This is a genomic window from Curtobacterium sp. NPDC098951, from assembly GCF_044759965.1.
Classification (GTDB): Bacteria; Actinomycetota; Actinomycetes; order Actinomycetales; family Microbacteriaceae; genus Curtobacterium.
In genome coordinates this window covers 167655-193585 of sequence record NZ_JBIWAG010000004.1, presented here as the reverse complement: position 1 = coordinate 193585, position 25931 = coordinate 167655, and the positions used below count along the sequence as shown (strand labels likewise).

Annotated in this window: 24 protein-coding genes; 6 read left to right on the top strand and 18 right to left on the bottom strand. The window is 72.9% G+C overall.

The features are described from left to right. Positions 1-68: 68 nt before the first annotated feature. Entirely contained in the window at positions 69-641 is a 573-nt protein-coding gene (locus tag ACIQUC_RS13345; protein ID WP_402267709.1) for a TetR/AcrR family transcriptional regulator, read from the bottom strand. Between the two features lie 95 nt (positions 642-736). On the opposite strand from ACIQUC_RS13345, the gene ACIQUC_RS13340 reads away from it, so the two are divergent. After that, complete coding sequence (locus ACIQUC_RS13340; protein ID WP_402267706.1) at positions 737-1645, top strand: SDR family oxidoreductase; 909 nt, start codon at positions 737-739, stop codon at positions 1643-1645. Between the two features lie 172 nt (positions 1646-1817). Here the strand turns inward: ACIQUC_RS13340 and ACIQUC_RS13335 are convergent, their stop codons facing one another. The 3 genes from ACIQUC_RS13335 to ACIQUC_RS13325 form a co-directional block, all read right to left on the bottom strand. Continuing rightward, positions 1818-3152, bottom strand: coding sequence for an NAD(P)/FAD-dependent oxidoreductase (locus ACIQUC_RS13335; RefSeq protein WP_402267703.1), 1335 nt, complete (start codon positions 3150-3152; stop codon positions 1818-1820). 64 nt (positions 3153-3216) lie between these two features. Continuing rightward, complete coding sequence (locus tag ACIQUC_RS13330; RefSeq protein WP_402267700.1) at positions 3217-3765, bottom strand: dihydrofolate reductase family protein; 549 nt, start codon at positions 3763-3765, stop codon at positions 3217-3219. Between the two features lie 16 nt (positions 3766-3781). Further along, complete coding sequence (locus ACIQUC_RS13325; RefSeq protein WP_402267698.1) at positions 3782-4465, bottom strand: hypothetical protein; 684 nt, start codon at positions 4463-4465, stop codon at positions 3782-3784. Between the two features lie 89 nt (positions 4466-4554). Between ACIQUC_RS13325 and ACIQUC_RS13320 the strand changes: the two genes are divergently transcribed. Both ACIQUC_RS13320 and ACIQUC_RS13315 read left to right on the top strand, forming a co-directional pair. Further along, entirely contained in the window at positions 4555-5328 is a 774-nt protein-coding gene (locus tag ACIQUC_RS13320) for an alpha/beta fold hydrolase (protein ID WP_402267695.1), read from the top strand. Then, a complete protein-coding gene (locus ACIQUC_RS13315; RefSeq protein ID WP_402267692.1) occupies positions 5325-6071 on the top strand; it encodes an esterase/lipase family protein in 747 nt (248 codons plus the stop codon). Before ACIQUC_RS13320 ends, ACIQUC_RS13315 begins: the two co-directional genes overlap by 4 nt. On the opposite strand, the gene ACIQUC_RS13310 is transcribed toward ACIQUC_RS13315, so the two are convergent. From ACIQUC_RS13310 to ACIQUC_RS13295, 4 genes are all read right to left on the bottom strand, one after another. Beyond that, entirely contained in the window at positions 6058-7065 is a 1008-nt protein-coding gene (locus tag ACIQUC_RS13310) for a LacI family DNA-binding transcriptional regulator (RefSeq protein ID WP_022906049.1), read from the bottom strand. The genes ACIQUC_RS13315 and ACIQUC_RS13310 overlap by 14 nt on opposite strands. A 26-nt stretch (positions 7066-7091) precedes the next feature. Beyond that, a complete protein-coding gene (locus tag ACIQUC_RS13305; RefSeq protein ID WP_402267688.1) occupies positions 7092-7829 on the bottom strand; it encodes a class I SAM-dependent methyltransferase in 738 nt (245 codons plus the stop codon). A gap of 154 nt (positions 7830-7983) precedes the next feature. After that, on the bottom strand, positions 7984-9009 hold the full coding sequence (locus ACIQUC_RS13300) for a Gfo/Idh/MocA family protein (RefSeq protein WP_402267685.1): 1026 nt from the start codon (positions 9007-9009) through the stop codon (positions 7984-7986). Next, positions 9006-10028 (bottom strand): Gfo/Idh/MocA family protein, encoded by a 1023-nt coding sequence (locus ACIQUC_RS13295; RefSeq protein WP_402267682.1) that lies wholly within the window; start codon positions 10026-10028, stop codon positions 9006-9008. Before ACIQUC_RS13295 ends, ACIQUC_RS13300 begins: the two co-directional genes overlap by 4 nt. A 136-nt stretch (positions 10029-10164) precedes the next feature. Here ACIQUC_RS13295 and ACIQUC_RS13290 point away from each other — a divergent pair, with 136 nt between their 5' ends. From ACIQUC_RS13290 to ACIQUC_RS13280, 3 genes are read left to right on the top strand one after another with little or no spacing between them, the layout of a single operon-like run. Next, positions 10165-10794: an SRPBCC family protein gene (locus ACIQUC_RS13290; protein WP_402267679.1), complete on the top strand. Its 630-nt coding sequence runs from the start codon at positions 10165-10167 to the stop codon at positions 10792-10794. Beyond that, positions 10791-11462: a DUF4166 domain-containing protein gene (locus ACIQUC_RS13285; RefSeq protein WP_022906054.1), complete on the top strand. Its 672-nt coding sequence runs from the start codon at positions 10791-10793 to the stop codon at positions 11460-11462. The genes ACIQUC_RS13290 and ACIQUC_RS13285 overlap by 4 nt, the downstream gene beginning before the upstream one ends. A gap of 22 nt (positions 11463-11484) precedes the next feature. Next, complete coding sequence (locus ACIQUC_RS13280; protein WP_402267676.1) at positions 11485-12156, top strand: DUF2461 domain-containing protein; 672 nt, start codon at positions 11485-11487, stop codon at positions 12154-12156. A 60-nt stretch (positions 12157-12216) separates the two neighbouring features. Here the strand turns inward: ACIQUC_RS13280 and ACIQUC_RS13275 are convergent, their stop codons facing one another. The 10 genes from ACIQUC_RS13275 to ACIQUC_RS13230 all read right to left on the bottom strand — a co-directional run bounded on the left by ACIQUC_RS13275 (position 12217) and on the right by ACIQUC_RS13230 (position 25845). Then, entirely contained in the window at positions 12217-12873 is a 657-nt protein-coding gene (locus tag ACIQUC_RS13275) for a CatA-like O-acetyltransferase (RefSeq protein WP_402267673.1), read from the bottom strand. Further along, positions 12870-14207, bottom strand: a complete 1338-nt coding sequence (locus tag ACIQUC_RS13270) for an HAD-IA family hydrolase (protein ID WP_402267671.1) — start codon at positions 14205-14207, stop codon at positions 12870-12872. Before ACIQUC_RS13270 ends, ACIQUC_RS13275 begins: the two co-directional genes overlap by 4 nt. Positions 14208-14213: 6 nt before the next feature. Further along, entirely contained in the window at positions 14214-14582 is a 369-nt protein-coding gene (locus ACIQUC_RS13265; protein WP_402267668.1) for a VOC family protein, read from the bottom strand. A 19-nt stretch (positions 14583-14601) separates the two neighbouring features. Further along, positions 14602-18456: an ATP-dependent RNA helicase HrpA gene (hrpA, locus tag ACIQUC_RS13260; protein ID WP_402267666.1), complete on the bottom strand. Its 3855-nt coding sequence runs from the start codon at positions 18454-18456 to the stop codon at positions 14602-14604. Positions 18457-18475: 19 nt separating this feature from the next. Further along, positions 18476-20320 carry a thioredoxin domain-containing protein gene (locus ACIQUC_RS13255; protein ID WP_402267663.1) on the bottom strand — a complete coding sequence of 615 codons (1845 nt, stop codon included), beginning with the start codon at positions 20318-20320 and terminating at the stop codon, positions 18476-18478. A gap of 38 nt (positions 20321-20358) precedes the next feature. Continuing rightward, complete coding sequence (locus ACIQUC_RS13250; RefSeq protein WP_402267660.1) at positions 20359-20931, bottom strand: AAA family ATPase; 573 nt, start codon at positions 20929-20931, stop codon at positions 20359-20361. Between the two features lie 3 nt (positions 20932-20934). Then, a complete protein-coding gene (locus ACIQUC_RS13245) occupies positions 20935-22005 on the bottom strand; it encodes an NAD-dependent epimerase/dehydratase family protein (RefSeq protein ID WP_402267658.1) in 1071 nt (356 codons plus the stop codon). 176 nt (positions 22006-22181) lie between these two features. Next, positions 22182-23057, bottom strand: coding sequence for a sulfurtransferase (locus tag ACIQUC_RS13240; RefSeq protein ID WP_402267655.1), 876 nt, complete (start codon positions 23055-23057; stop codon positions 22182-22184). Between the two features lie 78 nt (positions 23058-23135). Continuing rightward, positions 23136-23696 (bottom strand): MOSC domain-containing protein, encoded by a 561-nt coding sequence (locus tag ACIQUC_RS13235; protein ID WP_402267652.1) that lies wholly within the window; start codon positions 23694-23696, stop codon positions 23136-23138. 607 nt (positions 23697-24303) lie between these two features. Further along, entirely contained in the window at positions 24304-25845 is a 1542-nt protein-coding gene (locus ACIQUC_RS13230) for an MFS transporter (RefSeq protein ID WP_402267650.1), read from the bottom strand. Positions 25846-25931 lie beyond the last annotated feature (86 nt).

The window sequence follows — 25931 nt, the reverse complement described above, 5'->3', positions numbered from 1 at the left end:
GATGGGGTCACGGACCGTGGGGTCGTGACCGGATCGTTACATCATGCTCGCGCCACGTAAGAGCCGTCTCAACGAACGGGGTGCACCAGCTCCGTCAGGGCGTCGAGGCGCTCGTCGACGATCGCGGCGAACGACCGCTCCTCGTCCGGCGCGATCCACTGGGCGAAGGACAGGTGGAACACGGTCACCGCGGTCTCGGCGGCCATCGTGGCGGCCGGTTCCGGGATGCCGCGGTCGCGCAGCACCTCTCCCAGCCGGACCTTCAGGGTGGCGAGCTTGCCGAGCTCCCGTTCGCCGAGTGCCGGGTTGCCGTCGATGATGCCCTGTCGCGCGCGCGACCACGGGCGGCGGTCGTCGGGGAAGAACGCGCTGCTGGCTGCGAGCGCGAGCCGGACGAGGTCGAACGGTGCCGCGTCCGCCAGTGCGGTCTCGATCGGGGTCGTGAACATGCCGAGGAAGTCGTCCTGCCCGGCGAACAGCACCTCGCGCTTGTCGGTGAAGTGCCGGAAGAAGGTGCGTTCGGTGACCTCGGCCGCGGCGGCGATCTCGGCGACCGTGGTGTCGTCGTAGCCCCGCTCGGCGAAGAGCTGCAGTGCGGTCGCCTGCAGTCGTTCGCGGGTTCCGGGTTGCCATCGGGCCATGTCCGCAGTCTACTGATGACAGTGGCTGACATCGAGTGCTACGGTGATGTCAGTTCATGACATCAGCGCCGTGGACACCTGTGAAGGGAAAGCACATGCACGTGTTCGTCACCGGGGCCTCCGGATGGATCGGCTCCCACACCGTCGACGAGCTCCTCGCCGCCGGGCACACCGTCACCGGCCTCGCACGCTCCGACTCGTCGGCCGCCGCGCTCGAGGCCAAGGGCGTCGCCGTCGTCCGTGGCGACCTCGACGACCTCGACGCCATCCGGCGCGGCGCGTCCGAGGCCGAGGGCGTCCTGCACCTCGCCAACAAGCACGACTGGGCGAACGCGGCGGCCACGAACGCCAGCGAGCGGGCCGCGGTCGAGACCATCGGGCAGGCGCTCGTCGGCACCGACCGTCCGTTCGTCGTCGCGTCCGGGGTCGCCGGGCTCGCGCAGGGCCGCCCCTCGACCGAGGCGGACCCGAGCCCCTTCGTCGGCGCCGACAGCATGCGCGGCGGCAGCGAGAACCGCGGGTTCGACTTCGTCGAGCAGGGCGTGCGGACGATCGCTGCCCGGTTCAGCCCGACCACGCACGGCACCGGCGACCACGGGTTCATCGCCGCGATCGTCGCCGCCGCCCAGGAGCGGGGCGAGTCCGGCTACGTCGGTGACGGCACCAACAGCTGGGCGGCCGTGCACGTCACGGACGCCGCCCGGCTCGTCCGGCTCGGGCTCGAACAGGCTCCGGCCGGCACGCGCCTGCACGCCGTCGCCGAGACCGCGATCCCGACCCGGGCGATCGCCGAGGCCATCGGCGAGAGCCTCGGGCTGCCGGTGACCTCGATCGACCCGCAGGACGCGCTGTCGCACTTCGGGTTCATCGGGCGGTTCTTCGGCATGGAGATGTCGGCGACGTCCGAGGCGACGCGCGAGCTCCTCGGCTGGGAGCCCGTCGGGCCGGGGCTGCTCGAGGACATCGCCGCGGGCGCCTACGCCGGGGACGCCGCGCGCCGCTGACCCAGAACGACAAGACCGACGTCGTACGACGTCGGTCTTGTCGTTCTGTGCACGCGCGTCATGTCACCCGCCGCGAGGAGCGACGAAGTCGCTGTCGTACGACGTCGACGATGTCGTACCGAGACGGCCCCCTCACACGAGCGGACGCACCCCGGGCCCCGCGCGCCCCCGCCTACTCCGCCTTCTGCATCTGCCACGGCTCGGGCTCGCGGTCGCCGTTCGGCCGCACGGGCCGCACGTCGCCGACGATCGGGATCGCCCGCTTCCGCATGAACCACAGGTACCGCACGAAGAAGTGCGACAGCGTCGACAGCCGGTTGCCGTTGCCGAGCAGCGACGCGATGTGCACGGCGACCCATGCAAGCCAGGCGACCGGGCCGACCATCGTGATGCCGCCGCGGAGCTGCGCCACGGCGGCGTTCGTCCCGATCGTCGCCATGGTGCCCTTGTCGAAGTACTTGAAGTGCTCGGTCGGCTTGCCCGCCATGAGCCGCACGATCTGCCGCGCCGAGTGCCGGCCGCCCTGCAGTGCCGGCTGGGCGAGCTGCGCGAGGGCGTCGTCCTGCGCGGCGATGTCGCCAGCGGAGAAGATCCGCTCGACGCCCTTGACGCTGAGGTCGTCGTTCACCTGGATGCGCCCGCCGTGGGTCTGCGGCATGCCCCAGCCGGAGACCTCCTTGTGGGCCGCGACGCCGGTCGCCCAGATGACCTGCGACGCCGGGATGAACTCACCCTCTGCCGTCATCACCCCGTCGGGCTTCACCTCGGAGACGCCGGTGTTCAGGCGCAGGACCACACCGCGCTTGCGGAGGACCTTGGCCGCGTACCGACGCAGCCGCGGGGCGAAGGGCTTCAGGAGCTCGCCGCTGCGGTGCACCAGGGTGATCGAGATGTTGCCCCGCTCGATCTCCGGGTACGCGCCGACGAGGGCCTGGTCGCGGAGTTCGGCGAGCGCGCCGGCCATCTCCACGCCGGTCGCGCCACCGCCCACGATGACGATCTTGATCTCGTCGGGGCCCTGGTTGGCGGCGGCTTCCTCGAGGCGGGTGAACAGCTCGTCGCGGATCCGGAGCGCCTGCGAGCGGGAGTACATCGAGTACGCGTACTCGTACGCTCCGGGCGTGCCGAAGTAGCTCGTGTTCACGCCGTTCGCGAGGATCAGCCAGTCGTAGTGCAGGTGCTCGCCGTCGGACATCTCGGCGATGCGCTCGACCGGGTCGATGCCGGTCAGCAGCCCGTGCCGGAACTCGGCGTTGCTCTGCTTCGCGCGGAGGCTCCGGAGGAAGTACGTCACGTCGCCCGCGTTCAGCCCGCCCGTCGCCACCTGGTACATGAGCGGCTGGAACATGTTGTAGACGTGGCGGTCGACCAGGGTGACCCGCACCGGTGCGTCGGCGAGCTCGCGCATGGCCGCGACACCGGCGAATCCACCGCCGACGATGACGACGTGCGGGCGGGTGTCCTGGGGCATGCTGACTCCGGCTTCCTCGGATGGTGAGATGGTCACCACCGAGGGTACGCGCGGTTCGGACGGTCGTTCGACGGGGGCCTGGAGGGACGGCTCACCGCCGTCAGGCGTCGAGCCTCGCGTAGGTGCTCACGACGTTGCCCTTGCTCGTCACGGTGTTCTGGACCAACCGCAGGCGCGTGGCCGGGTCGGTCGGTTCGAAGAGCGTGCGTCCGGACCCCGCGATCGCCGGGTGCACCATCAGCTGCAGCTCGTCGAGGAGCCCGGCGAACAGCAGGTGCCGGACGACGGTGACGCTCCCGCACACGGCGATGTCGGCACCGTCCCGTTCCTTGAGCGCACGGACGAACGCGTCGAGGTCGCCGTCGATCCGCGTGCTGTTCTCCCACGCCAGGTCGTCGTCGAGCGTGGTCGAGGCCACGTACTTCTCGATCGGGTTGATCCACTGCCCGAAGGGGTCGTCGGGGTGGGCGGGCCACCACTCGGCCCACTCGAGGTAGCTGTTCCTGCCGAGGATGACGGTGTCGGTCCGGGCCATGAACGCGCCCATGCCCGCGCCGAGCTCGTCGTCGAAGCTGTCGTACTGGAACGTGTACGGGTCCTGCACGACGCCGTCGACCGAGGTGAACAGTCCCGCGGTGACCTTGCGCATGCTCGGAGCGTAGCCGTCAGCTGTTCGACCCGGAACCGCTCGTGCCCGATCCGGTGCCGGTGCCGGTCCCGCCCTGCGTCCCGGTCCCGCCCTGCGTCCCGGTCCCGCCCTGCGTCCCGGTGCCGCCCTGCGAACCGTTCCCGGGGAACTGCCCGGTGCCGCCCCCGGGGAACTGGTTCGTGCCGCCGTTCGTCCCGGGCACCTGGGTCGTCGACTGGCTCGAGCCGCCACCGATCGCGTGCCCGATCGCGAAGCCGATCCCGCCGCCGACGAGCAGCGCCGCGAGACCGACCCCGACGGCGAGCACCTGCCAGAACCACGGCGGTCGCGGGCCGTTCGCGCCGAGGCCGCGCTTCCGGCGGCTGGTCGCTGCGGCGCCGTACCAGGGCGTCGCACCGTTCTGGGCACCCTGAGCGACCGGAGCCCACGAACCGGCGGGCGGGGCCGGCGTCACGTACGGCGGTTCCCCGGCCCACTGGCCGTCGGCGGCAGCAGCGGGGGCGGGCGACGGATCGGCCGCCGGCGCGGGGGCGTACAGGCCCGACGGGGACGGGGTTTCGTCGAGCGTCGCGGTCGACGTCGGTGCCGCCCCCCAGCCGGCCGGGCTGGCGGGGTACGGCGTGGTGTGCTGGTGGGCTGCGGGGTCCATGTCGTCGCGGAACTCGCGGGACTCGGGGTTCACGGGGGTGCGCTCGGTCATGAGGACGAGTACAGACCGGTCGCCTATGTGCGGGCGATGACGACGCTGACGCCTCACTGTGCACAGCACGGTCCGCGTAGCCTCGCACCGTGCGCGCCAGAGTCGAGACCGTCCGGATCGACGGACTCCCCGTGCGCCTGCACACCCTGGCACCGGCCGGCCGGGTGCACGACGTCCTCGCCCCGACGGTCGTCCTCGTGCACGGCATCGGCATGTCGCACCGGTCCTTCGCGCGGTCGCAGCGGGCACTCGCCGCGACGCACCGGACCGTCAGCGTCGACCTGCCGGGGTTCGGCGGGCTCCCGGCAGCCGGCCGGAGCCTCACGATGACGGAGCTCGGGGACCTCGTCGTCCGCGCCGTGCGCTCCCGCGGGGCCGGCGACCTCGTGCTCGCCGGACAGTCCATGGGGACGCAGGTCGTCGTCGAGGCAGCGCGTCGGCACCCGGACGCCGTCGCGTCGGTCGTGCTCGTCGGTCCGGTCATCGCCGCTGGTCGCCGTCGACTGCTCACGCAGGCGCTCGACCTCGGGCGGGACGGCTTCGTCGAGGGCACCCGGATGAACGCGGTCCTCGTGACCGACTACCTGCGGAGCGTGCGCCAGTACGTGCCCGAGCTCCGAGAGATGCTCCGCTACCGGCTCGAGGACACCGTCGCCGAACTCACCCAGCCGGTGCTCGTCGTCCGCGGTGACCAGGACCCGATCGCGCGCCACGACTGGTCCGCCCGGGTCGCCGCGACCGCCCCGCGTGGTGCGTTCGTCGAGCTGCCGGGTCCGCACCACGTGCAGGAGCGCCAGCCGGTGGCGTTCGCACGGCTCGTGGGGGAGTTCCGCCGCGTGCAGACCCTCGAGGGCCCGCGATGACCGACGCGACCACGTCGGGGACGGATGGGCCGCGCACGGACCGCACCGCGCCTCCTGTCCGCGTCACCGTGCTCCGCCGCTGCCGGTGGGCCGTCCTCGACTGGTGGTACGCGATCCGCTGGCAGGTGCGGAGCCTCGGCCCGACGACCGCCGACGACTACCGGAGCGGCGACGGCCAACAGGTCGTCGTCGTGCCGGGCGTCTACGAGACCTGGCACTTCATGCGCCCGCTCATGGACGCCCTGCACGACCGCGGACACCCCGTGCACGTGCTGCCGGTGCTGCGGCACAACCTGCGCCCGGTCCCGGAGTCCGCGGCGGAGGTGCTGGCGTACCTCGAGGCGCACGACCTGCACGACGTCCTGCTCGTCGCGCACAGCAAGGGCGGACTCATCGGGAAGTACGCGATGACGCGGCTCGACGACCACGGCCGGATCGACCGCATGGTCGCGGTGTCGACGCCCTTCGCCGGCTCCGGGTACGCACGCCTGGCGCCCGTGCGGCACCTCCGTGCGTTCCGGTCGAGCGACCCGGTGCTCGCCGGCCTCGCACGGGAGCTCGACGCGAACGCCCGGATCACGAGTGTGTACGGCGTGTTCGACACGCTCATCCCCGAGGGCAGCGCGCTCGCCGGGGCGACGAACGTGCGGGTGCCGGTCGGCGGGCACTTCCGCATCCTCGGCGACCCGCGAACGCGTGCTGCGGTGCTGGCGGCGGCGGACCCCGAGGTCAGCGCGGACTGACGCTCGCGCGCTCGACGATGCGGTGCGGGACCACGACGGTCTCGGGCGGCGCCTCGCGGTCCTCGATCCGCCGGGTGAGGAGATCGAGCGCCGCGGTCGCGAACGCTCGTCGGTCGAACGACACCGTGGTGAGGGCGGGGATCGCGTAGGCGGCACCGTCGACGTCGTCGAACCCGACGACGCTCACCTGCTCGGGGACCCGCACGCCGCGGGCCGCGAGGACGTGCAGCACGCCGAACGCGATCGAGTCGGTGAAGGCGAACACGGCGTCGGGCAGCGGGTGGTCGTCGAGCCACGCCGCGAACGCCGACGCCGCCGCACTCGTCGTCCACGCGGCCAGCGGGACGCGGAGCCCGGGGTCGGCCGCGATCCCGGCTCCGGCGAGACCGGCGAGGTACCCGCGCTCCCGCAGCTCGCTCGTCGCGGTGGCCTCGACCGCGCGGGCGGCCCCGACGATCGCGATCCGCCGGTGCCCCCGTCCGACGAGGTACGACGTGACCTGCTCGGCAGCGGCACGGCTGTCGACGTGCACCTGGTCGACGTGCTCGGGCTCGACCTCGCCGATGACGACGGTCGGGGGCAGGCCCTCGGTGGAGGCGAGGACGCTCGCGCTGAGCGACACCGGGTTGAGGATCAGCCCGTCGACGAGGTGCGCCCGGGCGCGCGAGACGAGGTCACGCTCGCGGGCGGGGTCGTTGGCCGTCTGGTCGAGCTGCACGGTCCAGCCGCGGTCCCGCGCGAGTTCGACGAACCACTGCGCGAGCTCGGCGGAGTAGGCGCTGGACATCTCGGGCAGCGTCAGGGCGATCGCCCCGGAACGTCCGTTGCGCAGGCCCCGGGCGGACAGGTTCGGCACGTAGTCGAGCTCGGCGAGCGCCTGCTCGACCCGTTGCCGGGTCTCCGGGCGCACCACGACGCCGCCGTTGATCACGTTGGAGACGGTCTTCGGCGACACCCCGGCGAGGGCAGCCACGTCCCGCACGGTCGCGCGCATCGGCACGAGCGTAGCGCGGGGACGGGTCAGGGCCGCACGGACCGGTGCGCGTAGGTCGTGTAGCCGACCGGGATCGTCGCGCGGCCGGCGGTCTCCGGGTCCTCGTCGAGCACCCGTCGCACCCGGTCGAGCAGTGCGGTGCGCTCGTCGGGCGGGAGCACGATGACGTAGCTGCGCGAGGCGACCATGTCGAGGAACGCCGCGCGGTCCTGCTCGTGCACCCACGGGAACCGTTCGTGCTCGACGGCGTCGGGGTCGAACGGTGCGCCGACGACGGGTGCGCTCTGGACGCTCGCCCGCGACTCGGGCTGGGCCAGGATCGCGCTGATCCGGGCGGCCCACGGTCGGGTCTCGTCGCGGACGTTCCACACCAGGCCGAGGACACCGCCGGGCCGGAGCACCCGGGCTGCCTCGCGGGCACCCTGCGCCGGGTCGACCCAGTGCCAGGCCTGCGCGAACGTCACGGCGTCGGCGCTCCCGTCGGGCAGGGGGATCGACTCGCCGCTGCCCGCGAGCGTCCGCACGCCCGGCAGCACGGCCGTGAGTCGCTCGCGCATGGCCCGGTCGGGTTCGACCGCGACGACCTCGGCGGCGCGTCCGACGAGGCTCCTGGTGAACTTCCCGGTGCCCGCACCGACGTCGGCGACGAGTCGGGCGCCGGACGGCAGGAGCCAGTCGACCGCCGCGTCCGGGTACCCGGGGCGCCCGCGCTCGTAGGCGTCGGCAGCGGCCCCGAACGAGTTGGCGTCCGGCGCGGAGGTCATGCGACCAGCATGCCCCGCCTGGCGGGTGACGGACGGGAGGCGTGGGTCGGGCCGGTCGTGCGCCTCCCGTCCGGCCGCGTACCGGCCTGGAGGCACGGGTCGGGGCCGCCACGCGCCTCCCCTCCGCAGTGGGGTCGCCGCGGCGACGCGTCGGTCACGCCGTCGGGACGGGCACCGTCCTGCCGGTCCGCAGCGACTCCTGCGCCGCGAGGACGATCGACAGCGTCCGCAGCCCGACCTCGACGTCGGGCTGGGGCTGGACACCGGCCCGGACGGCGCCCAGGAACGTCCGCAGCATCGGCACGTCGTGGTCCGCCCCGTACCGCAGTTCGATCGGTCGTCCGCCGACCGCGTCGAGTCCTCGGGCGGCAGCGCCGAAGAAGTCGACCGAGACCGTCCCGCCGGTCCCGGCGACGTCCAGGGTCAACCCGCCCCAGGCCGGCGCCGTGTCCGGACGGCTCCACGAGCAGTCGATCGCGGCGATCATCCCGGTGTCGTACGTGATCGTCACGAGCCCGGCGGTCTCGGCGTGGGCACGACCCGCGTGCAGCACCCGGTTCGCGACCGCCGTGACGGACACCGGGCGCGCGCCGGTCAGCCCGTCGACGAGGTCGGCGACGTGCACGACGTGGTCGACGATCGCGCCGCCACCGCTCAACGCCGGGTCGGTGAACCAGTCGCGGGTGAGCGGGAGCATCCCGTTGTTCGCGCCGCGGACCGAGAGGACCGTGCCGAGTGCCCCGGAGGCGTGCGTGGCCCGCAACCGGTCGAACGCCGAGGCGAAGCGCACCGGGTAGGCCGTCATCAGCGTCACCCCGGCGCGCTGGACGGCGTCACGGATGGCCAGGCCGTCCTCCCACGAGGTCGCGAGCGGCTTCTCGCAGAGGACGTGCGCACCCGCGGCGGCAGCGCGTTCGACGAACTCCCGGTGCCGGGCGTTCTCGCTCGTCACGACGACGGCGTCCGGGCCCCACGCGAGCAGGTCGTCGACCGACTCGGCGTACCGGACGCCCTGGGCTCCGGCGAGGTCGGCGCCTCGGAGTTCGCCGAGGGCCGCCCCGGTCGAGACGCCGCCGGGGTCGGTCCCGCGCACCTCGACGTCGGGCATCGCGGCGAGCGCGGACAGGTACCCGATCGCGTGCGTGTGGGCGAAGGACAGGACACCGACGCGGAGTGTCACAGCGTCACCTCCACGGGCTGACCGGAGTCGATGGACGCGAGGGCGGCGTTGGCGATGCGCACCGCGACGGCACCGTCCCGAGCGCTGACGCGGGGGAGCGGTCCGCCCTCGGACGCCGCGACGAAGTCGGCGAGCTCGAGGGCGTACGGGTCCTCGGCGGGGTCGACCGCTGGCAGGAACCCGTCCACCGCGGTCGGTGTCGCGAGGTCGGCGCGGGTGTCCTCCTCGGCGAGGGACGAGTGCGCCAGGCTGCCGAGCGTGCCGGTCACGGAGTACTCGGTGCTGAAGGCGAGGTGCTGCGGGCCCCAGAGCCCGGCGACGTGGCTGATCGCGCCGGACGCGTGGGTGAGCAGGACGTGCGCGGCCTCGACCGGGTGCTCGGCGTCCCCCGCGCGGACGGTGACCGCGGACACCCGCGTGACCGAACCAGCCACCCAGCGGGCGATGTCGAGGTCGTGGATCATCTGGTCCATCACGATGCCGCCGGACTGCGCCCGGTCCCCGAACCACGCCACCCGGGTCGGGAACGCGCCGGAGCGCGAGAAGCGCAGGACGGCGAGGTCGCCCAGGAGGCCCGTGGTGACGGCCTCGTGCAGCCGCCGGTAGGCGGGGAACCAGCGCACGACGTGGGCCGGGTAGAGGTGGAGGCCCGCGTCCGCCGCGCGCGCCACGAGGTCCTCGGCATCGGCGTCCGTGCGGGCCAGCGGCTTCTCGGAGACGACGTGCCGTCCGGCCGCGAGCGCCCGACGGACGACGGCGGCGTGGGCGGGCGTCGGGACGACGACGTCGACGAGGTCGACCGCCGCCAGCAGCTCGTCGAGCGAGTCGGCGACGGTGATCGTGCTGCCGACCCGCGCGGCCTCGTCCGCGAAGGCCGCGGCGAGTTCGTGCGCGCCGTCCTGCGAGTGCACGACGACGTCACCGAGGCGGAGCAGCCCGGGGACGTGGGCGACCGCGATGCCGCCGGCGCCCACGAGTCCGATCGTGCGGCGTGGACGGGGTGCCGACTGCGACGTCATGGAGCCAGCGTAGAGGTCGTGTCCTCCTCGGGCCGTGACCGTTCCGGTTCGCGGAACCCGGGGATCGTGAACCGGAACGGTCACGGTTCACGCGGCGGACCCGCACCCGGGGTGAGCGGTGCCCTACGCTCGGCCTGTGGGGAAGCGTGGCATCTACGTCGAGACGATCATCGACGCCGACGTCGACCGGGTGTGGGCGGCGACGCAGGACCCCGTGCAGCACGTGCGGTGGGACGTCCGGTTCTCCGAGATCGTCCCCGAGCCGGCGGACGCGGACGGCGCCGCCCGCTTCACGTACGTCCGGCGCACCCCGGTGCACGACGTGCACGGGACCGGGGTGAGCATCGGCGAGCGGCGACGGGCGGACGGCACGAGGACCTCGGCGCTGCGGTTCGCCACCGACGACCGGCTGTCACCGATCCGTGCCGGTCGGGGCTACTGGCGGTACGTGCCCACCGATGACGGGCGCACCCGCTTCGTCACCGGCTACGACTACGACCCCGGCTGGGGGATCCTCGACGTGGTGGTCCGGCCCCTCCTGGGTTGGGCGACGGCGTGGAGCTTCGACCGCCTCCGGATCTGGGTCGAGGGCGGTGCCGAGCCGGAGGCCTGGCCGCTCACCTCGGTGCTGCAGCCGTGGCGACGGGACCGGCCCCGCGCCTCCCGGACCCGCCGCGCACCCGCGGGCGGCTCTCGTCGAGGCGACCAGCTGCACGACGCGCCCGTCACGCTGGCGGCGCTGCCCGATCCGGGAGGGGATCGATGAGTTCGGTGTTCGAGGAGGCGCTCGGCGCCGACTTCCAGCGGCTGCACCCGATGATGCGTCGCCGGTTCGGTGTGGGGCTCGACGCGGCCGAGGCGTGCACCGGCCGCGGGGTGATGACGTCGATCCGTCGGGGACCGTGGTGGACCGTGCCGTTCCTGCAGATCGGTCGGCTGCGGAACATCCTCGTGCCGGACGTCGGGACCGACGTGCCCTTCACGATCGAGAACTACCCGTACCGCGACCGGTACGGCCGCGAGACGGTGACCTTCGTCCGGACCTACACGACCAAGCCCGGGCGGACGGCGCGGTTCGACGCCACGATGGTCCTCGCGGACGGCCGGGTGCTCGACTACCTCGGGTCGCACCAGCACCTCGCGGTGGACCTCGACCTCGCCGTCGACGACCGCGGCGGACTCGTGCTCACCTCGGACGCCCAGCGCTTCTACGAGGGCCCGATCGCGTTCCGCTTCCCGATGCTGTTCAGCGGTCGGGCGACCCTCAACGAGTGGTGGTCGGAGGACGACCAGGCGTTCCACGTCGACCTGGAGGTGCACAATCGGGTCTTCGGGTTCCTGTTCGGGTACCGCGGGACGTTCACCTGCGAGTGGACGCCGGCGACCGACGCGCCCGAGCGACTCAAACCGCGGCGGACCGAGCTGCGGACCTGACCGACCAGACCCGGAGGAACCCGTGACCGACACGCCCTTCCGACCGGCGCTCGCGACCTTCTTCCGCGGCCTCGCAGCGCACAACGACACCGCGTGGTTCGAGGACCACCGCGACGACTGGCAGCGGCACGTGCAGGAGCCGATGGAGGCGCTGCTCGCCGAGGCCGAGCGGCGGTACGGACCCGGCCGTGTCCTCCGCCAGCACCGCGACCTGCGCTTCACGCCCGACAAGCGCCCCTACCGCGAGGACACCGGGCTCACCGCGGGTGGCGTCTACCTGAGCGCCGGGGTCGACGGGATCCAGGCCGGCGGCGGGCTCTACACGCCGTCCCGCGCGCAGCTGACCGCGGCCCGCACCGCGATCGACGAGCACCCGCAGGCGGCCGCCGCCCTGCAGCGCGTGCTCGACGAGCTCACCGACGCCGGCTTCGAGCTCGCCGGTCCGCCGCTGAAGACCGCGCCGCGCGGGTACCCGGCGGACCACCCCCGGATCGGACTCCTGCGCATGCAGCACTACGCCGCGCTGGTGCACCTGCCGCTCACGAGCCCGCTGGCCGACGTCGTGGACGCCTGGGAGCGCGTGCAGCCCCTCGTGCGGTGGACCGTGAAGTGGGCGCGCGCGGACGACCCGGAGGCATCGGACGACCCGGCGCCGCCCGTGCCCGGCGCACGGTCGATCGACGAGCGCGCCTGACCCGGGCGGGCACCCGACCCGAGTGGGCGCCTGGCCCGGGGCGCGGCCCGGACCCGTCGGTCAGCGGCGCAGCCAGCCGGCCTCGGCGAACACCGTCTGCAGCTCGGTCACGAACCGCGACGCGTGGAAGCCGTCCGTCACCGCGTGGTTGACCTGCATCGCGAGCGGCATGATGGTGCGCCCCTCGACGAACCGGTACCGCCCGATCGTGAAGATCGGCAGCAGGTGGTCCCATCCGTCCCGCACGTGCAGGGCGAACCCGGTGAAGGACGCCCCCGGCAGCGTCGAGATGTCGAACACGTTCTGCGGGCGGTCCTCCTGCGGGAACATCCGGTGGTCGTCCCGGTAGCGCTCCATCGTCGCGACCGCCGCCTCGTGGAAGCGGGCCGGGTCCTCGTCGTAGGGGACCGTCAGGACCGAGAACGTCTCGGTGTCGGCGTGGAACACCGTGAACATGGGGTGCACGACGTCCCAGACCGCTGGCGAACCGTCGTCCTGCAGCTGCATGCGGAACTCGGCGTGCCGGTTCACGACCGACGCGATGGCCCAGATCTGCGACGCGTACGTCCGACGGTCGGTCGCGCGGACGGTCTCGGCGAAGTCCGTCACGTCGAGCTCGACGGTCATCTCCCACGTGCAGGGCACGCGGTCGCGGTAGTGCGCGAAGTGTTCGCGGCGGGGCCAGCGGTCGAGGTCGACGGGTCGGAGTTCGGTCACGGCACCAGCTTCGTCGCGAGTGCCTGGTCGAGTGCCGTGCGGTCCCCGTCGATCCGCACGTCGACGGCGTCCAACGATCGCCGACCCCAGAGGACGAGCAGCAGGTCCTCCGCCCGACCGGTCAACCGGACCGCCGGCGCGGCACCGGCGGTGCCGACGAGCTCCGCCTCGGCATCGGCGTCCGCGAACCGGAACACCACGGTCGCGGCGAGCGGCTCGACGCGGCCGAGCCGCACCTGGCGCGGGTACAGGTCGCCGACCACCTCGCGCACGCCGTCGGCCGCCGTGTCGGCCTGGAGGCGCGGCTCGCCCCCGACCGCCTGCTGCGCGTCCCACAGGTGGATCGTCGTCTCGTGCAGCTGGCGTCGCGCCCACGTCCCGGCGTTCTCGGGTGGGTAGATCGCGCTGCACGCGGCGTCCGCGGGACGCGCGCGGAGCGCGCCCACGAGGCGGTCCGCTCCCGCGCGGAACCGGTCGGCGAGGTCGGCGGGCTGCGGCGCTCCCGGTTCGTCGCGCCCGTCGTGCCCGTCCCGACCGTCCCGCGCGTCCGGCTCGGTTCCGGTGAGCTGGCCGAGGGCCCAGCGGTGGACGTCCGTCAGGTGCCCGGCGAGGTCCGTCAGCGTCCACCCCGGGCACGATGGCACCACAGCACTGTGGTCGCCCGACCGGAGCACGGCCTCGAACCCGTCGATCGCCTCCTCCAGCAGGTCGATGCGGGCCCGGTGGGCGGATCGGTCGGTGACGTCGATGCCGCTCGAGCGCAGCGCTGCCCGGAGTCCGTCGACCCCGGCGAAGTGGTGCACCGGCATGCCGAGCTCGATCGCACCACCGAGCTTCCGTTCCGAGTCGTCGGTGAAGAACACCTCTGGGCCGTCGAGGTCGAGCGCGTCGAGCACGTGCCGGAACGCTCGGACGTCGGGCTTCGTGAAGCCGATCTCGTGCGAGCTGAACACGGCGTCGACCCGGTCGTGCAGGCCGAACGTCGCCACCTCGGCGGGGACGCCGTCGGTGCCGTTCGTCAGGACCGCGGTCGTGCAACCCGCCGCACGCAGCTCGTCGACGAGATCGAGGACCTCGGCGTCCGGGGTGAACGGCTGCCGACCCCAGGCCTCGGCCGCCGCCGGGTCGCCGATGCGCTCGCCGACGACCCGGACCCACTCGGCCCGGGTGATCCGGCCGGTCGTCACCTCGTCGATCAGGGGTGCAGCGAACGCCACCGCCTCGATCGTCCCGGAGGCGAGGTCGTGTGCGTGTTCGATCGCCTCGACGTGCTCCGGGTGGAAGTGCCGGATGACGCCGTCCAGGTCGAAGAGGACCGCGCGGATGTCCGTCACGGGACCTCAGTCGTTCGGGCGGATCAGGCAGAACGGGTGGCCGGCGGGATCGAGGTACACGCGGAACGTGTCGGTGCCCGATCCGGTCGCCGTCGCGCCGATCGCCAGGACTGCGGTCTCGCCGGCGTCCAGTTCGTCCACCTTCACGTCGAGGTGGCTCTGCTGGGGGACGTCCTGCCCGGGCCACTCGGGCGCGCGGTACTCCGCCACCCGCTGGAACGCGAGGATCGGTCGGTGGTCCGTGAAGGGCAGGGCCACCTCTGCCCATCCCTCGTCGAAGCCCACGATCTCGCCGCCGAGCAGTTCGGCGTAGAAGCGGGCGAGCGCACGGGGGTCCGCGCAGTCGAGGACGATGACGTCGAGCGTGCCGATCATGGCCGACACGCTAGCGGGATCAGCGCGTGGCGGCCAGGGCCTTCGTGATGCGCTGCAGCGAGACAGTCTCGGCCGTGCCGAGCTCCTGCGCGAAGAGACTGAGCCGGAACTCCTCGAGCATCCATCGGGCGTGCACGAGCTCCGGGTGCGCCCCCGCGGCCGGTGGGAAGGTGCCCCCGGCGTCGAGGTAGCGGTCGGTCGCGACGGTGACCTCGCGCATCCAGGTGGCGTCGCGCCCGGGGTTCTGCAGCAGCTTCTGCACGCGAGTGTCGACACCCTGCAGGTACACCCGGATGCGCCGCAGCCGATCGAGCCCCGCGACCGCGACGAACCCGGGGAACACGAGTCGCTCCATCTGCTGCCGCATGTCCGTGAGCGCCGGCAGCAGCGACATCGAGTTGGCCTGCTTGAGCGATCGTTCCGCGGCCCGGTGCGCGGCGAGGACGGCAGCGACCTCGGACACGGCCGTGAACATGGTGTCGACGACCGTCGCGGACACGGTGTCCCGCACGGCCTCGAAGTCGGCCTTGGTGAACACCAGCCCGTCGGGGTGCGCCCTGCGGATCCCGGCGTCGACGACCGCCGCGAGGACGTCGTCGAAGAGCGCCGCGGTGGAGGGGTACGGGCTGGCGGCGAGCGCGAGCTTCTCCTGCGCGGTCAGGTGGGACTGGATGTAGGAGACCGGCGAGGGCACGGCGTGCATGACGAGCCGCCGGACACCCGCGGGCATCCGCACGGCCCGGTCGGACGGCGTCGCGAGCAGCTGGACGCCGACCGTCGCCTTCGGGCCGTCGCCCTCCTCCACGAGGGACGGGTAGGCGCGGATCACGCCACCCGCCTGCTTCGTGTCGAGCACCTGCGGCAGGTCGTCGGACGGCCAGGCGGTGAGCCCCGACCCCTCCACGGCGCCACCGGAGGCAGCGGACGCGACGCGAGCCGCGCCTCCTGGACGCCCTGCGGCGCGCGTCGTCGCCGAGGCGACGCTCTGCTGCGTCCGGTCCTTGAGCTTCGTCTGGAGGGCCGAGAGGTCCTTGCCGGCCTCGACCCGACGGCCGCGCTCGTCGACGACCGCCCACGTCGGCAGGAGGTGTGCCGGGACCCGCGAGAGGTCGAAGTCCGACTCCGAAACCGGCACGTAGGTCATGCGCTGGATCGCCGTGGCGAGGGTGGCGCGGAACGACTCTGTCGGCTCGGTCGGGGCGTCGTCGGGAAGCTCGGCGACGATCTTCTCGGCCCAGTCTGCAGCGGGGACGACGTTCTTCCGGATCTGCTTCGGCAGGGACTTGATGAGCGCCGTGACGAGCTCCTTGCGGAGGCCGCGCACCTGCCAGTCGAAGCCCTCTTCGCGCATACGGGGGAGCAACGCGAGCGGCACCTGCACGCTCACGCCGTCGTCTTGCGCGCCGGGTTCGAACCGGTACTTGATCGCAAGGCGCTGGTCGCCGCTCCGCCACTGGGTCGGGTACTCCTGCTGGTCCTGTGCGGCTTCCGCAGCGTCCTCGTCGAGGAGGTCAGACCGGCGCATGGTGAGCAGGTCCGGCTGGTCGCGCCGCGCCTGGCGCCACCAGCCCTCGAAGTCGCGCGTGGTGGCGACGTCGGCCGGCACACGGGCGTCGTAGAACTCGAAGACCCGCTCGTCGTCGAAGAGGATGTCGCGGCGACGGGTGCGCTCCTCGAGCTGCTCCAGTTCTCGGCGGAGCTTCCGGTTGTCGCGGTCGAACGCCTGCTGCGCGTCCCACTCGCCCTCGACGAGGGCGTGCCGGATGAAGAGCTCGCGCGAGTGCTCGGGGTCGACGCGCTTGTACTGCACCCGACGTCGCTGCACGATCGGCACGCCGAACAGGGTGACGCGCTCGTACGCGACGGCAGCGCCCTGCTTCTTCTCCCAGTGGGGCTCGCCGTACGTCCGCTTCAGGAGGTCGCCGGCGAGGGGCTCGACCCAGGCCGGGTCGATCCGGCCGACCGTGCGGGCGAAGAGCCGGCTCGTCTCGACGAGTTCGGCGGCCATCACCGCGTCCGGCTGCTTCTTCGCCAGCACGCTGCCCGGGAACACCACGAACCGGGTGTTCCGCGAGCCGAGGTAGTCGCGCTTCTCGCGGTCGCGCAGACCGATCTGGCTGAGGAGCCCGGCGAGCAGCGACCGGTGCACGGCGTCGCCGTCGTCGGACCGGGCCTGCCCGATGCGGACGTCGACCTGCTTCGCCGCCCGCGAGAGCTGCCGGTACAGGTCCTGCCACTCGCGGATGCGGAGGTAGTTCAGGAACTCGGCCTTGCACAGGCGGCGGAAGGCGCTCGACGAGAGCTCGTCCTGCTTGTCCTCGATGTGGTTCCAGAGGTTCAGCAGGGTCAGGAAGTCGCTCGTCGGGTCGGCGAACCGGGCGTGCAGCTGATCGGCCTGCGCACGCTTCTCGAGGGGACGCTCGCGCGGGTCCTGGATGCTCAGGGCGCTGACGACGGCGATGACCTCGCGCCCGACGCCCTGGCGACCGGCTTCGAGCACCATGCGTCCGAGCCGCGGGTCGATCGGGAGCCGGGTGAGCTGCCGCCCGGTCTTCGTGATCGAGCCGGAGCCGTCGACGGCGCGCAGCTCGCGGAGCAGGTCGAGGCCGTCCTTGACGCCCCGGGAGTCCGGCGGCTGCAGGAACGGGAACGCCTCGATGTCGCCGAAGCCGAGGGAGATCATCTGCAGGATCACCGCGGCGAGGTTCGTCCGCAGGATCTCGGGGTCGGTGTACTCCGGACGACGGTCGAAATCGTCCTCGGAGTAGAGCCGGATCGCGATGCCGGCACTCGTCCGGCCGGCGCGACCGGAGCGCTGGTTCGCGCTCGCCTGCGAGATCGCCTCGATCGGGAGCCGCTGTACCTTGGCGCGTGGCGAGTAGCGGGAGATGCGGGCGGTGCCGGTGTCGACGACGTACTTGATGCCCGGGACCGTCAGGGAGGTCTCGGCGACGTTCGTGGCGAGGACGACCCGACGGCGGATCCCCGGGGTGCTGCGGCGCTCGAAGACGCGGTGCTGGTCGGCGGCGGACAGACGGCCGTAGAGGGGCAGGACCTCGGTGCCGGGGTAGTGCTTGCCCTCGATGGCGTCCTGGGCGTCGCGGATCTCGTTCTCGCCGGACAGGAACACCAGGACGTCGCCCGGGTCTTCCCGAGCGAGTTCGTCGAGTGCGTCCGTGATCCCCTGCATGGTGTCACGGTCGTCGGCGCTGCTGCCGTGGTCGTCCGTCCGCGGGTCGTCCTCGTCCCCTCCGTCGTCGGCGTCGTCGGTGTTCTCCGCGACGAGCGGGCGGTACCGGATCTCGACCGGGTACGTGCGGCCGGAGACCTCGATGATCGGCGCACCGCCGAAGTGCTGCGAGAACGACTCCGGGTCGATCGTCGCGCTCGTGATGATGAGCTTGAGGTCGGGGCGGCGGGGGAGGAGCCGCTTGAGGTAGCCGAGCAGGAAGTCGATCGTGAGGGACCGCTCGTGCGCCTCGTCGATGATGATCGTGTCGTACCGCTTGAGGTCGCGGTCGAAGTGGATCTCGTTGAGCAGGATGCCGTCGGTCATCAGCTTCACCCGGGTGTCGGAGGACACCTTGTCGGTGAAGCGGACCTGGTACCCGACGAGTCCGCCGAGTTCGCCGCCGAGTTCTTCCGACACACGCTCGGCGATGGTGCGGGCCGCGATCCGTCGGGGCTGCGTGTGCCCGATGTGTGTCCGTCCGAGCTCGAGGCAGATCTTCGGCAGTTGCGTGGTCTTGCCCGACCCCGTGGCGCCCGCGACGATCACGACCTGGTTGTCGCGGATGGCGGCAGCGATGTCGTCCCGCCGCTGCGACACCGGCAGTTCGGGCGGGTACGTGATGACGGGCAGCGTGGTCGACATGAGCATTCCAGGATACCCGTCAGCGGCTCGCGTCGCTGAGCTGCGCGGACAGCGCGTCCGCCGAGTGCGCCGGGAGCGCACACACCCGGTCGTGGCAGACGTACGCCGCGCCGTCGTCGTCGGCGCGGCCCGCGAGCAGCTCGAAGCCCGCGGCAGCCCAGGCCCGGGCCTGCGTCGGGTTCATGAGGGCGATCGTCGTCCCCGGTCGCCTGGCCGCGAGCGCGGCCGATCGCATCGGGTCGTCCGGGTCCGACGTCACCACGACGACCTCGCGCGAGGGACGCCCCAGGGCGAGCGCGACCCCGAGGGCGTCGGAATGCCCGAGCGGTCGTTCCGTCCCGGTGACGGCCCGGTCGGCCACGAGCGAGGCTGCCGCTGCCCGCAAGGACTGGTCACCGGTGAGCGCGGCCAGCGTCGCGGCGGCCGCGGCGAGCGCCACCGTGCCGGAGCGCACGGCGGTCTGCGGCTGCTCGCCCGTGACGGTACCGGCAGCGGCGAGCACCGGGTCGGCGTCGAACCGACCGGCGAGGCCGTCGGCGACCAGGGATCGGGCGACCTCGGCGTAGTGCACCGCACCGGTGACGAGGGCGAGTTCGAGGAGCCCCTCGGCGAGGAGCCCCACGTCCTCGATGGTCGGCGCCGCGGTCGAGGTGCCACGCGGGGTGCTCGACCGTACCGCCACGTGCCCGTCCGTGAGGTGCCTGGCCACGATCGCGTCCCCTGCTCCCCGGGCGAGCGCGATCATCTCGTCGTCCCCGTGGCGGGCCCCGGCGATCGCGAGTCCGCGGATCGCAAGGCCGTTCCACCCCGTGAGCACCTGGTCGTCGAGCGGCGGGGGATCGAGTCGTCCACGCTCGTCGAGCGGCAGTCGGTACCACGCGCCCTCGACCCGCCGGCCGTCGATCGTCGACTCGCTGTCCTGCGCCGCGACGAACGCGCCGTCCGGCCGGCGGAGGGTGTCCCGCAGGAAGTCGGCGATGCCCCGGGCCTGTTCGGCCCCGGCGACCGCGAGCAGTCCGGCGTTGTCGTAGAGCATCCGCTCGTAGTGCGGCACCGACCAGTCGCGCCTGGTCGCGTACCGGAAGACCCCGCCGTCCGCGTCGGTCAGCTCGGTCGTGCGGATCGCGTGCAGGGAGCGGTCGAGCAGCGCGGATGCCTGCTCACCGCCGTCGGCGGCGACGTCCGACAGGAACTCGAGCAACGGTGCGCTCGGGAACTTCGGCGCACCCCCGAAACCGCCGTAGGTGGTGTCTTCAGCACGTGCCAGTTGGTCGACGACGGCCCGGATCTCGTCGACGGCCGGGAGGCGCGGCGCACCCCCGCCACCGACCGCACCACCCGGGGCGGTCCGGTCCGCCTCGGCACCCTGCCGGATCGCGGCGGCGATCGCGCTCGCGTTCGCGTCCACCTCGTGCCGGCGGTCCGTCCACGCGTCCAGCACCGCGGCGAGGATCTGCCGGAACGCCGGTACCTGCCCCACCGGCGACGGCGGGAAGTACGTGCCCGCGAAGAACACGTGCCCGTCGGGCGTGAGGAACGTCGTCAGCGGCCATCCGAGCTGGTCGGTGAACGCGCTCGCCGACGCCATCAGGCTGGCGTCCACGTCGGGGCGTTCTTCGCGGTCGACCTTCACCGCGACGAAGTCCTGCCGGAGCAGCTCGCCGATCCCCGGGTCGGAGAAGCTCTCGCGGGCCATCACGTGGCACCAGTGGCACGTCGCGTAGCCGACGGACACGAGGACGGGGACGTCCCGCTCGCGGGCTTCGGCGAACGCTTCGGGACCCCACTCGCGCCAGTCGACCGGGTTGTCGGCGTGCTGCAGGAGGTAGGGGCTGATCGCGGAGCCGAGGCGGTTGTCGGTCATGCGTCCAGCCTGCCTCCCTCGGCCTGGGTGCCGCGCCGTCAGGCGCGATCTGTGGACGGATCTGGTCCGTCCACAGGCGACCGCAGGTCGATCCACCCGGTGCGGGCCGCGAGCCGCACGGCCACGTCACCGGGTGCCATGGAGTCCGTGTCCACCCACGTGACGTCGCCCCGGACCGCCGCGTCGAGCCTCCCGGCCGTCCGCGTGCTGTGCGCCAGCTGCGCCTCGGGCAGGTGTCCACCGGACCGACGGCGCAGGCGGTCGGCCGTGGTCGCGTCGTCGGCGCGCAGCAGGACCGCGGTCACGACTGGGTCGTCGCCCATCGCCCGCGCCAACGCGTCCCGTTCCAGCACCGACACGGTGTTCGTGTAGACCAGCCGGTGGTGACCCAGCTCGCGGTAGGCGGCCCACATCGCGGCGAGGTTCCGTTCCGCGAGCCGGGCCTCGGGGTGCTCGACGTGCGGTGCCGGGTGGGCGAGGTCGAGGAAGTCGCCCTCGATCACGGCGTGCCGGACGTCGGCGGCGACGAGCAGGTCGTGCAGGGCCTCGGCCGCGGTGGTCTTGCCGACCCCGGAGCGTCCGCCGATGAACAGGACCTCGGAGCGTGGCACGGGTCAGCCGCGGTGGCTCAGGGACAGCAACGCGAGCGCGGCGTCCTCGGGGCCGTAGTCGAACAGCCGGTCCCAGAACGGGTCGGCCGCCCACGGGACGTCGCCGTCCGCCGGGACGGCGTGGGCCGTCTCGACGAGCCAGTCGAGCTCGGGTCGGACGGCCGTCGCGAACGCGGGCGGCTCCCACCCGAGCGACCGTGCCGCCGTCGTGTCGAGGACGAACGGCGTCGGGGACGACCACGGGGTCGTGCCGACGAACGCGGGGGCGCCTTCGTCGAGCAGGACCTCGTCGAAGGCGTGGTCGAGGTGTCCCGCGATCGTGCGGACGATCTCGAGCACGCTCGGGGCAGTGTCGTCGGCCACGTTGAGGATGCGCCGGTCGGGGGCGTCCGCCACGAGACGCACCAGCGACGCGATGCCGCTCGCTGCGGTGGTGTGGTCGACACCGCGGCCGTGGTCGGCGAGCAGGATGCGTTCCCGGCCGTCGAGGGCGCGGCGGACGACGAACCACTCGCGGGGTCGTCCGATGCCGACGCCGTGGACCTTCGACGGGCGGAGCACGGTGACGGGCGCGCCGTGGTCGAGCAGGACCTGTTCGGCGGCGACCTTCGCCGCGCCGTAGCCGTCGCGCGCGGTGGGGTCGCCGTCACCCGCCGCGACGGTCGGCGTCAGCTCGGTCACCGCACCCCCGAACACCGGCCGGTCGACCGAGTTCGCGTGGCGTCCCTGCTCGTCGGCGTACACGGCCTTCGACGAGACGAAGACCGTCGAGCCGACGTCGTCGAGGAAGGGTGCGAGCTGCCGGGCGTCGTCGCGGGTCAGCCCGACGGTGTCGACCAGCAGGTCGGCTCCCGGACGGAGGAGGTCGCGGAGCACCGTCGAGTCCCGGCGGTCACCGGGGACGAACGTCGCTCCCGCTGCCGTGAGGATGTCGGCCATCGGGCCACCGCGGCGGGCGACGACGTCCACTTGCCAGTCGTCGCCGCCGCGCCCCGAGACGTCGAGGAGCTCACGCGCGACGGCCGAACCGATCCCGCCGGTACCGCCGAGGACGACCGCGCGTCTGGTGCTCATGCGTCAACGGTAGTCCGGGCGGGCCGCGTGGCAGCCGGGCTGCGGCGCGGGCGCGGGCGCGGACCGTGCGGCAGCGGGGCTGCGGTGCGGGCGCCGCGCGGATCGTGCGGCAGCGGGGCTGCGGTGCGGGCGCCGCGCGGATCGTGCGGCAGCGGGGCTGCGGCGCGGGCGCCGGGTCAGGAGGCCAGCGCCTCGGGTTCGCGGCGCCACCAGTCGAGCAGGGACCCGTCGTACACCCGGACCTTGTCGTGGCCGAGCACCGTGAGCGCGAGGGCATCGGCGCACGCGGCGCTGCCGACCCCGCAGTATGTGACGATCTCGTCGGCGTCGAGCACCGATGCGAAGGCCTGCTCGAGCGCGGGACGCCGCAGGAACGCGTTCGTCGTCGGGTCGACGATGGCGTCCAACGACACCGTCGTGCTGCCGGGGACGATCGGCGGGTGCTCGGTGCCGAGCGCGGCGTCCGGCGCCGCGAGGACGAGCGTGGCGGGCTCGTCGCCGCTGACGGCGCGGAGGACCCGGTCGTGGTCGGCCCAGAGCGCGCGTTCCTCGCCGGCGAGGAACGCTGCGGGTTCCTCGGCCGTCCGCGAGGTCGGGGCGGGAGCCGTCCGGAGCGCGCCGACGCGGACCGGGCGTCCTTCGTCCCGCCACTTCGTGAAGCCGCCGTCGAGCACCGCGACCGAGTCGAAGCCGAACGAGCGGAAGATCCACCACAGGCGTGCCGACCACTCGCCGACGCTGTCGTCGTAGACCACGACCGTCGAGCCGTTCGTCACGCCGAGCTCGCCGGCGGCGGACTCGAACCGCTCGGCGTCCGGGCGGGTGAACGGCACGGGGGCGTCGGGCGTGGAGAACGCCTCGACGAGGTCGGCGTACCGCGCACCGGGCACGTGCCCGCGTTGCTCGTACGCGTCCCGTGCGGTCTGCCACGTCGTCTGGAATCCGGTCCCGGCCGTGTGCACCGAGGCGTCGAGCACGATGAGCTCGTCAGCACCGAGGTGGTCTGCGAGCCACTGCGTCGACACGAGCGGCGAGGTCAGGACGGGGGCCATGGCGCACACGATAACCGGGACCCCTGACGTGTGCGAGGGAAACGGACACACGACGCAACGAGGTCGTGTCGCGGGTCGTCAGACGGGCTGGAGCGGCTCCGGCGGGCCCGCGGGGACCTCGACGCGGATGCGGTCGCCCGGTCGGACGACGCCGCCCGTGACCACGACGGCCATCACGCCGCCCTTCCGCTCGACGGAGCCGTCGTCGGCGCGACCGAGGACGGCACGCAGGAGGCCGGGCTCGAAGTCGTTGATCTGCTGGCACGGGTTCCGGAGGCCCGTCACACGCACGCACGCGTCGTCGCCGAGGTGCAGGAGCGTGTCCGTGGGCAGGCGCAGCAGGTCGATCCCACGGGTGGTGACGTTCTCGCCCATCTGGCCCGGTGCGACCGCGTACCCGGCGCCGGCGACCTCGTCGAACAGTTCCGTGTGCAGCAGGTGCACCTGGCGGAGGTTCGGCTGCGAGGGGTCCCGGGCGACCCGCGACCGATGCTGCACGGTGGTGCCGGCGTGTGCGTCGCCCTCGATGCCCCAGCCCGCGACGAGCACGACCTCGTCGACGACCGGCTTGCTGAAGTGGTGGTCGGTGTCGCGGCTCACCGAGACGACGACGGGGTGGTCCTGCTCGTGGTCGGTCACCCCTCGATCCTGGCGCGGATCGTGCCCTGGCGCGAGTGGTTCCCGCGGGGAGTGCGACGTTCCGCGAGTCGATCCACGCGCGGGTCGTCGAACATCGCGTGCGACCCGGGGCGGGTGTGCGGTGGCCGCCCGGGTGCGCGGTGGCCGCCCGGGTGTGCGGCGGCCGCCCGGGTGTGCGGCGGCCGCCCGGGTGTGGACCTCGAACGACGAGCCCGATGTCGTACGACGTCGACGATGTCGTTCGCACCGGTCGACGATTGCCCGCGTGTGCAAGGAGCGACGAGGCCGCTGTCGTACGACGTCGATGATGTCGCTTGCACCGGTCGACGATTGCCCGCGTGTGCAAGGAGCGACGAGGCCGCTGTCGTACGACGTCGACGATGTCGCTCGGCGTCAGCAGCGTCAGCGTCAGCGTCGGCCCACCCGCCACCCGCCCACCCGCGACCCACCACCCGCCACCCGCGACCCACCACCCGCCGCGCCCCCACCCACCACCCGCCACCCGCCACCCCCAACCCCCAACCCCCAACCCCCAACCCCTGCCAGCACACACGGACGGCCCACCCCGGAGAACCAGGGCGGGCCGTCCGCGTTGAGCAGCGGGGCGTCAGTGCGCGGCGGTCGGGATGCTCCCGGTCGTCGCTGCGCCGGCGCGCTCGAGCTTCGCCAGCCGGACCGACTGGCGGTTGATGAGCAGCCCACCAGCGAGGGCGACCAGCACGAGCACGCCCGCCGAGATGCCGAACGCCACGTGGTAGCCGTCGAGCACAGCTTGCGCCTGCTGGAGCTTCGTCGGCGCCGCGGTCAGCCCGGAGAGGCTGTTCGCCACGACGTCGGCGAAGATCGTCGAGAGCAGCGCGGTCCCGATCGAGCCGCCGATCTGCTGCATGGTGTTCACCGTCGCCGAGGCCACACCGGCATCGGCCCGGGCGACCCCGGTCGTCGCGGTGTTCATCGCCGACGAGAAGATCGTGCCCATGCCGAGGCCGATCACGACGAGCGCCGGCAGGACCGTGCCCGCGTACGAGCTGTCGAGGTCGGTGCGCAGGAGCAGCAGCAGCCCCGTCGCCGCGACGAGCCCACCCGCGAAGATGAGCACCTTCGGACCGACGCGGGGGAGCAGTCGACCACCGATCTGCGTCGCCGAGATCATGATCGACAGCGGCATCGGCAGGAACGCCAGGCCCGTCTGCAGCGAGCTGAACCCGAGGGTCTGCTCGAGGTAGTACGTCAGGAACAGGAAGATGCCGAACATGCCGATCGCGACGAGGCCGATGGCGATGAACGAACCACCGCGGTCACGGTCGAGGACGACCCGGAGCGGCAGCAGCGGGTGGGCGACGCGCGTCTCGATGAAGACGAACGCCGCGATCAGCACCACGCCGGCGGCGAGCATGCCGATGGTGAGCGGGGCGTCCCAGCCGTTGGTCTCGGCGTTGGAGAAGCCGTAGACGACGCCGACGAGGCCGGCCGTGATCGTGACGACACCGGCGACGTCGATGCGCGGACGCTCGACCTTCGGCGGCTTCGCCATGAACACGAGGGCACCGATCACGCCGAGCACCGCGAAGACCACGTTCACGTAGAGGCACCAGCGCCACGACGCGTACTCGGTGAGCACCCCGCCGAGGAGCAGGCCGATCGCCGCACCGGAGCCCGCGATCGACCCGAAGATGCCGAACGCGCGACCGCGCTCCTTCGGGTCGCGGAACGTCGTGGTGAGCATGCCCAGCGCGGACGGTGCGAGCAGCGCACCGAAGACGCCCTGCAGCGCGCGGGCGGCGACGAGCAGGCCGAACGAGTCGGCCAGACCGCCGAGCACGGACGCGACGGCGAAGCCGACGAGCCCGATGATGAAGGTGTTCTTGCGGCCGAAGAGGTCGCCGAGTCGCCCGCCGAGGAGCAGCAGCGAGCCGAACGCCAGCGAGTACGCGGTCACGATCCACTGACGCTGGTCGGTGCCGAAGTCGAGGTCCGCCTGGGCCGAGGGCAGGGCGATGTTGACGATGGTCGCGTCGAGCACGACCATCAGCTGCGCGAGGGCGATGACCGCCAGGGCGATCCAGCGGTGGTTGGCCTTGTCGGGCGTGGTGCCCGGAGTCGTGGGTGCGGCCCCGGTGGGGGTCGGCACGGTCTGTTCTGCCGTCACGGCAGCCTCCTTCGAGAAGGTGGAGGGGTGGCGGAGCACGCGCCGTCGGGCGCTCCTGGAGCGGAGGGGGTGAAGCGGATGCGACG

What these genes read in the sequence shown, in the direction of transcription:
- ACIQUC_RS13345 (WP_402267709.1), bottom strand. Translation starts at nt 641, where the DNA reads ATGGCCCGATGGCAACCCGGAACCCGCGAACGACTGCAGGCGACCGCA.
- ACIQUC_RS13340 (WP_402267706.1), top strand. Translation starts at nt 737, where the DNA reads ATGCACGTGTTCGTCACCGGGGCCTCCGGATGGATCGGCTCCCACACC.
- ACIQUC_RS13330 (WP_402267700.1), bottom strand. Translation starts at nt 3,765, where the DNA reads ATGCGCAAGGTCACCGCGGGACTGTTCACCTCGGTCGACGGCGTCGTG.
- ACIQUC_RS13325 (WP_402267698.1), bottom strand. Translation starts at nt 4,465, where the DNA reads ATGACCGAGCGCACCCCCGTGAACCCCGAGTCCCGCGAGTTCCGCGAC.
- ACIQUC_RS13315 (WP_402267692.1), top strand. Translation starts at nt 5,325, where the DNA reads ATGACCGACGCGACCACGTCGGGGACGGATGGGCCGCGCACGGACCGC.
- ACIQUC_RS13310 (WP_022906049.1), bottom strand. Translation starts at nt 7,065, where the DNA reads ATGCGCGCGACCGTGCGGGACGTGGCTGCCCTCGCCGGGGTGTCGCCG.
- ACIQUC_RS13305 (WP_402267688.1), bottom strand. Translation starts at nt 7,829, where the DNA reads ATGACCTCCGCGCCGGACGCCAACTCGTTCGGGGCCGCTGCCGACGCC.
- ACIQUC_RS13295 (WP_402267682.1), bottom strand. Translation starts at nt 10,028, where the DNA reads ATGACGTCGCAGTCGGCACCCCGTCCACGCCGCACGATCGGACTCGTG.
- ACIQUC_RS13285 (WP_022906054.1), top strand. Translation starts at nt 10,791, where the DNA reads ATGAGTTCGGTGTTCGAGGAGGCGCTCGGCGCCGACTTCCAGCGGCTG.
- ACIQUC_RS13265 (WP_402267668.1), bottom strand. Translation starts at nt 14,582, where the DNA reads ATGATCGGCACGCTCGACGTCATCGTCCTCGACTGCGCGGACCCCCGT.
- hrpA (WP_402267666.1), bottom strand. Translation starts at nt 18,456, where the DNA reads ATGTCGACCACGCTGCCCGTCATCACGTACCCGCCCGAACTGCCGGTG.
- ACIQUC_RS13255 (WP_402267663.1), bottom strand. Translation starts at nt 20,320, where the DNA reads ATGACCGACAACCGCCTCGGCTCCGCGATCAGCCCCTACCTCCTGCAG.
- ACIQUC_RS13245 (WP_402267658.1), bottom strand. Translation starts at nt 22,005, where the DNA reads ATGAGCACCAGACGCGCGGTCGTCCTCGGCGGTACCGGCGGGATCGGT.
- ACIQUC_RS13240 (WP_402267655.1), bottom strand. Translation starts at nt 23,057, where the DNA reads ATGGCCCCCGTCCTGACCTCGCCGCTCGTGTCGACGCAGTGGCTCGCA.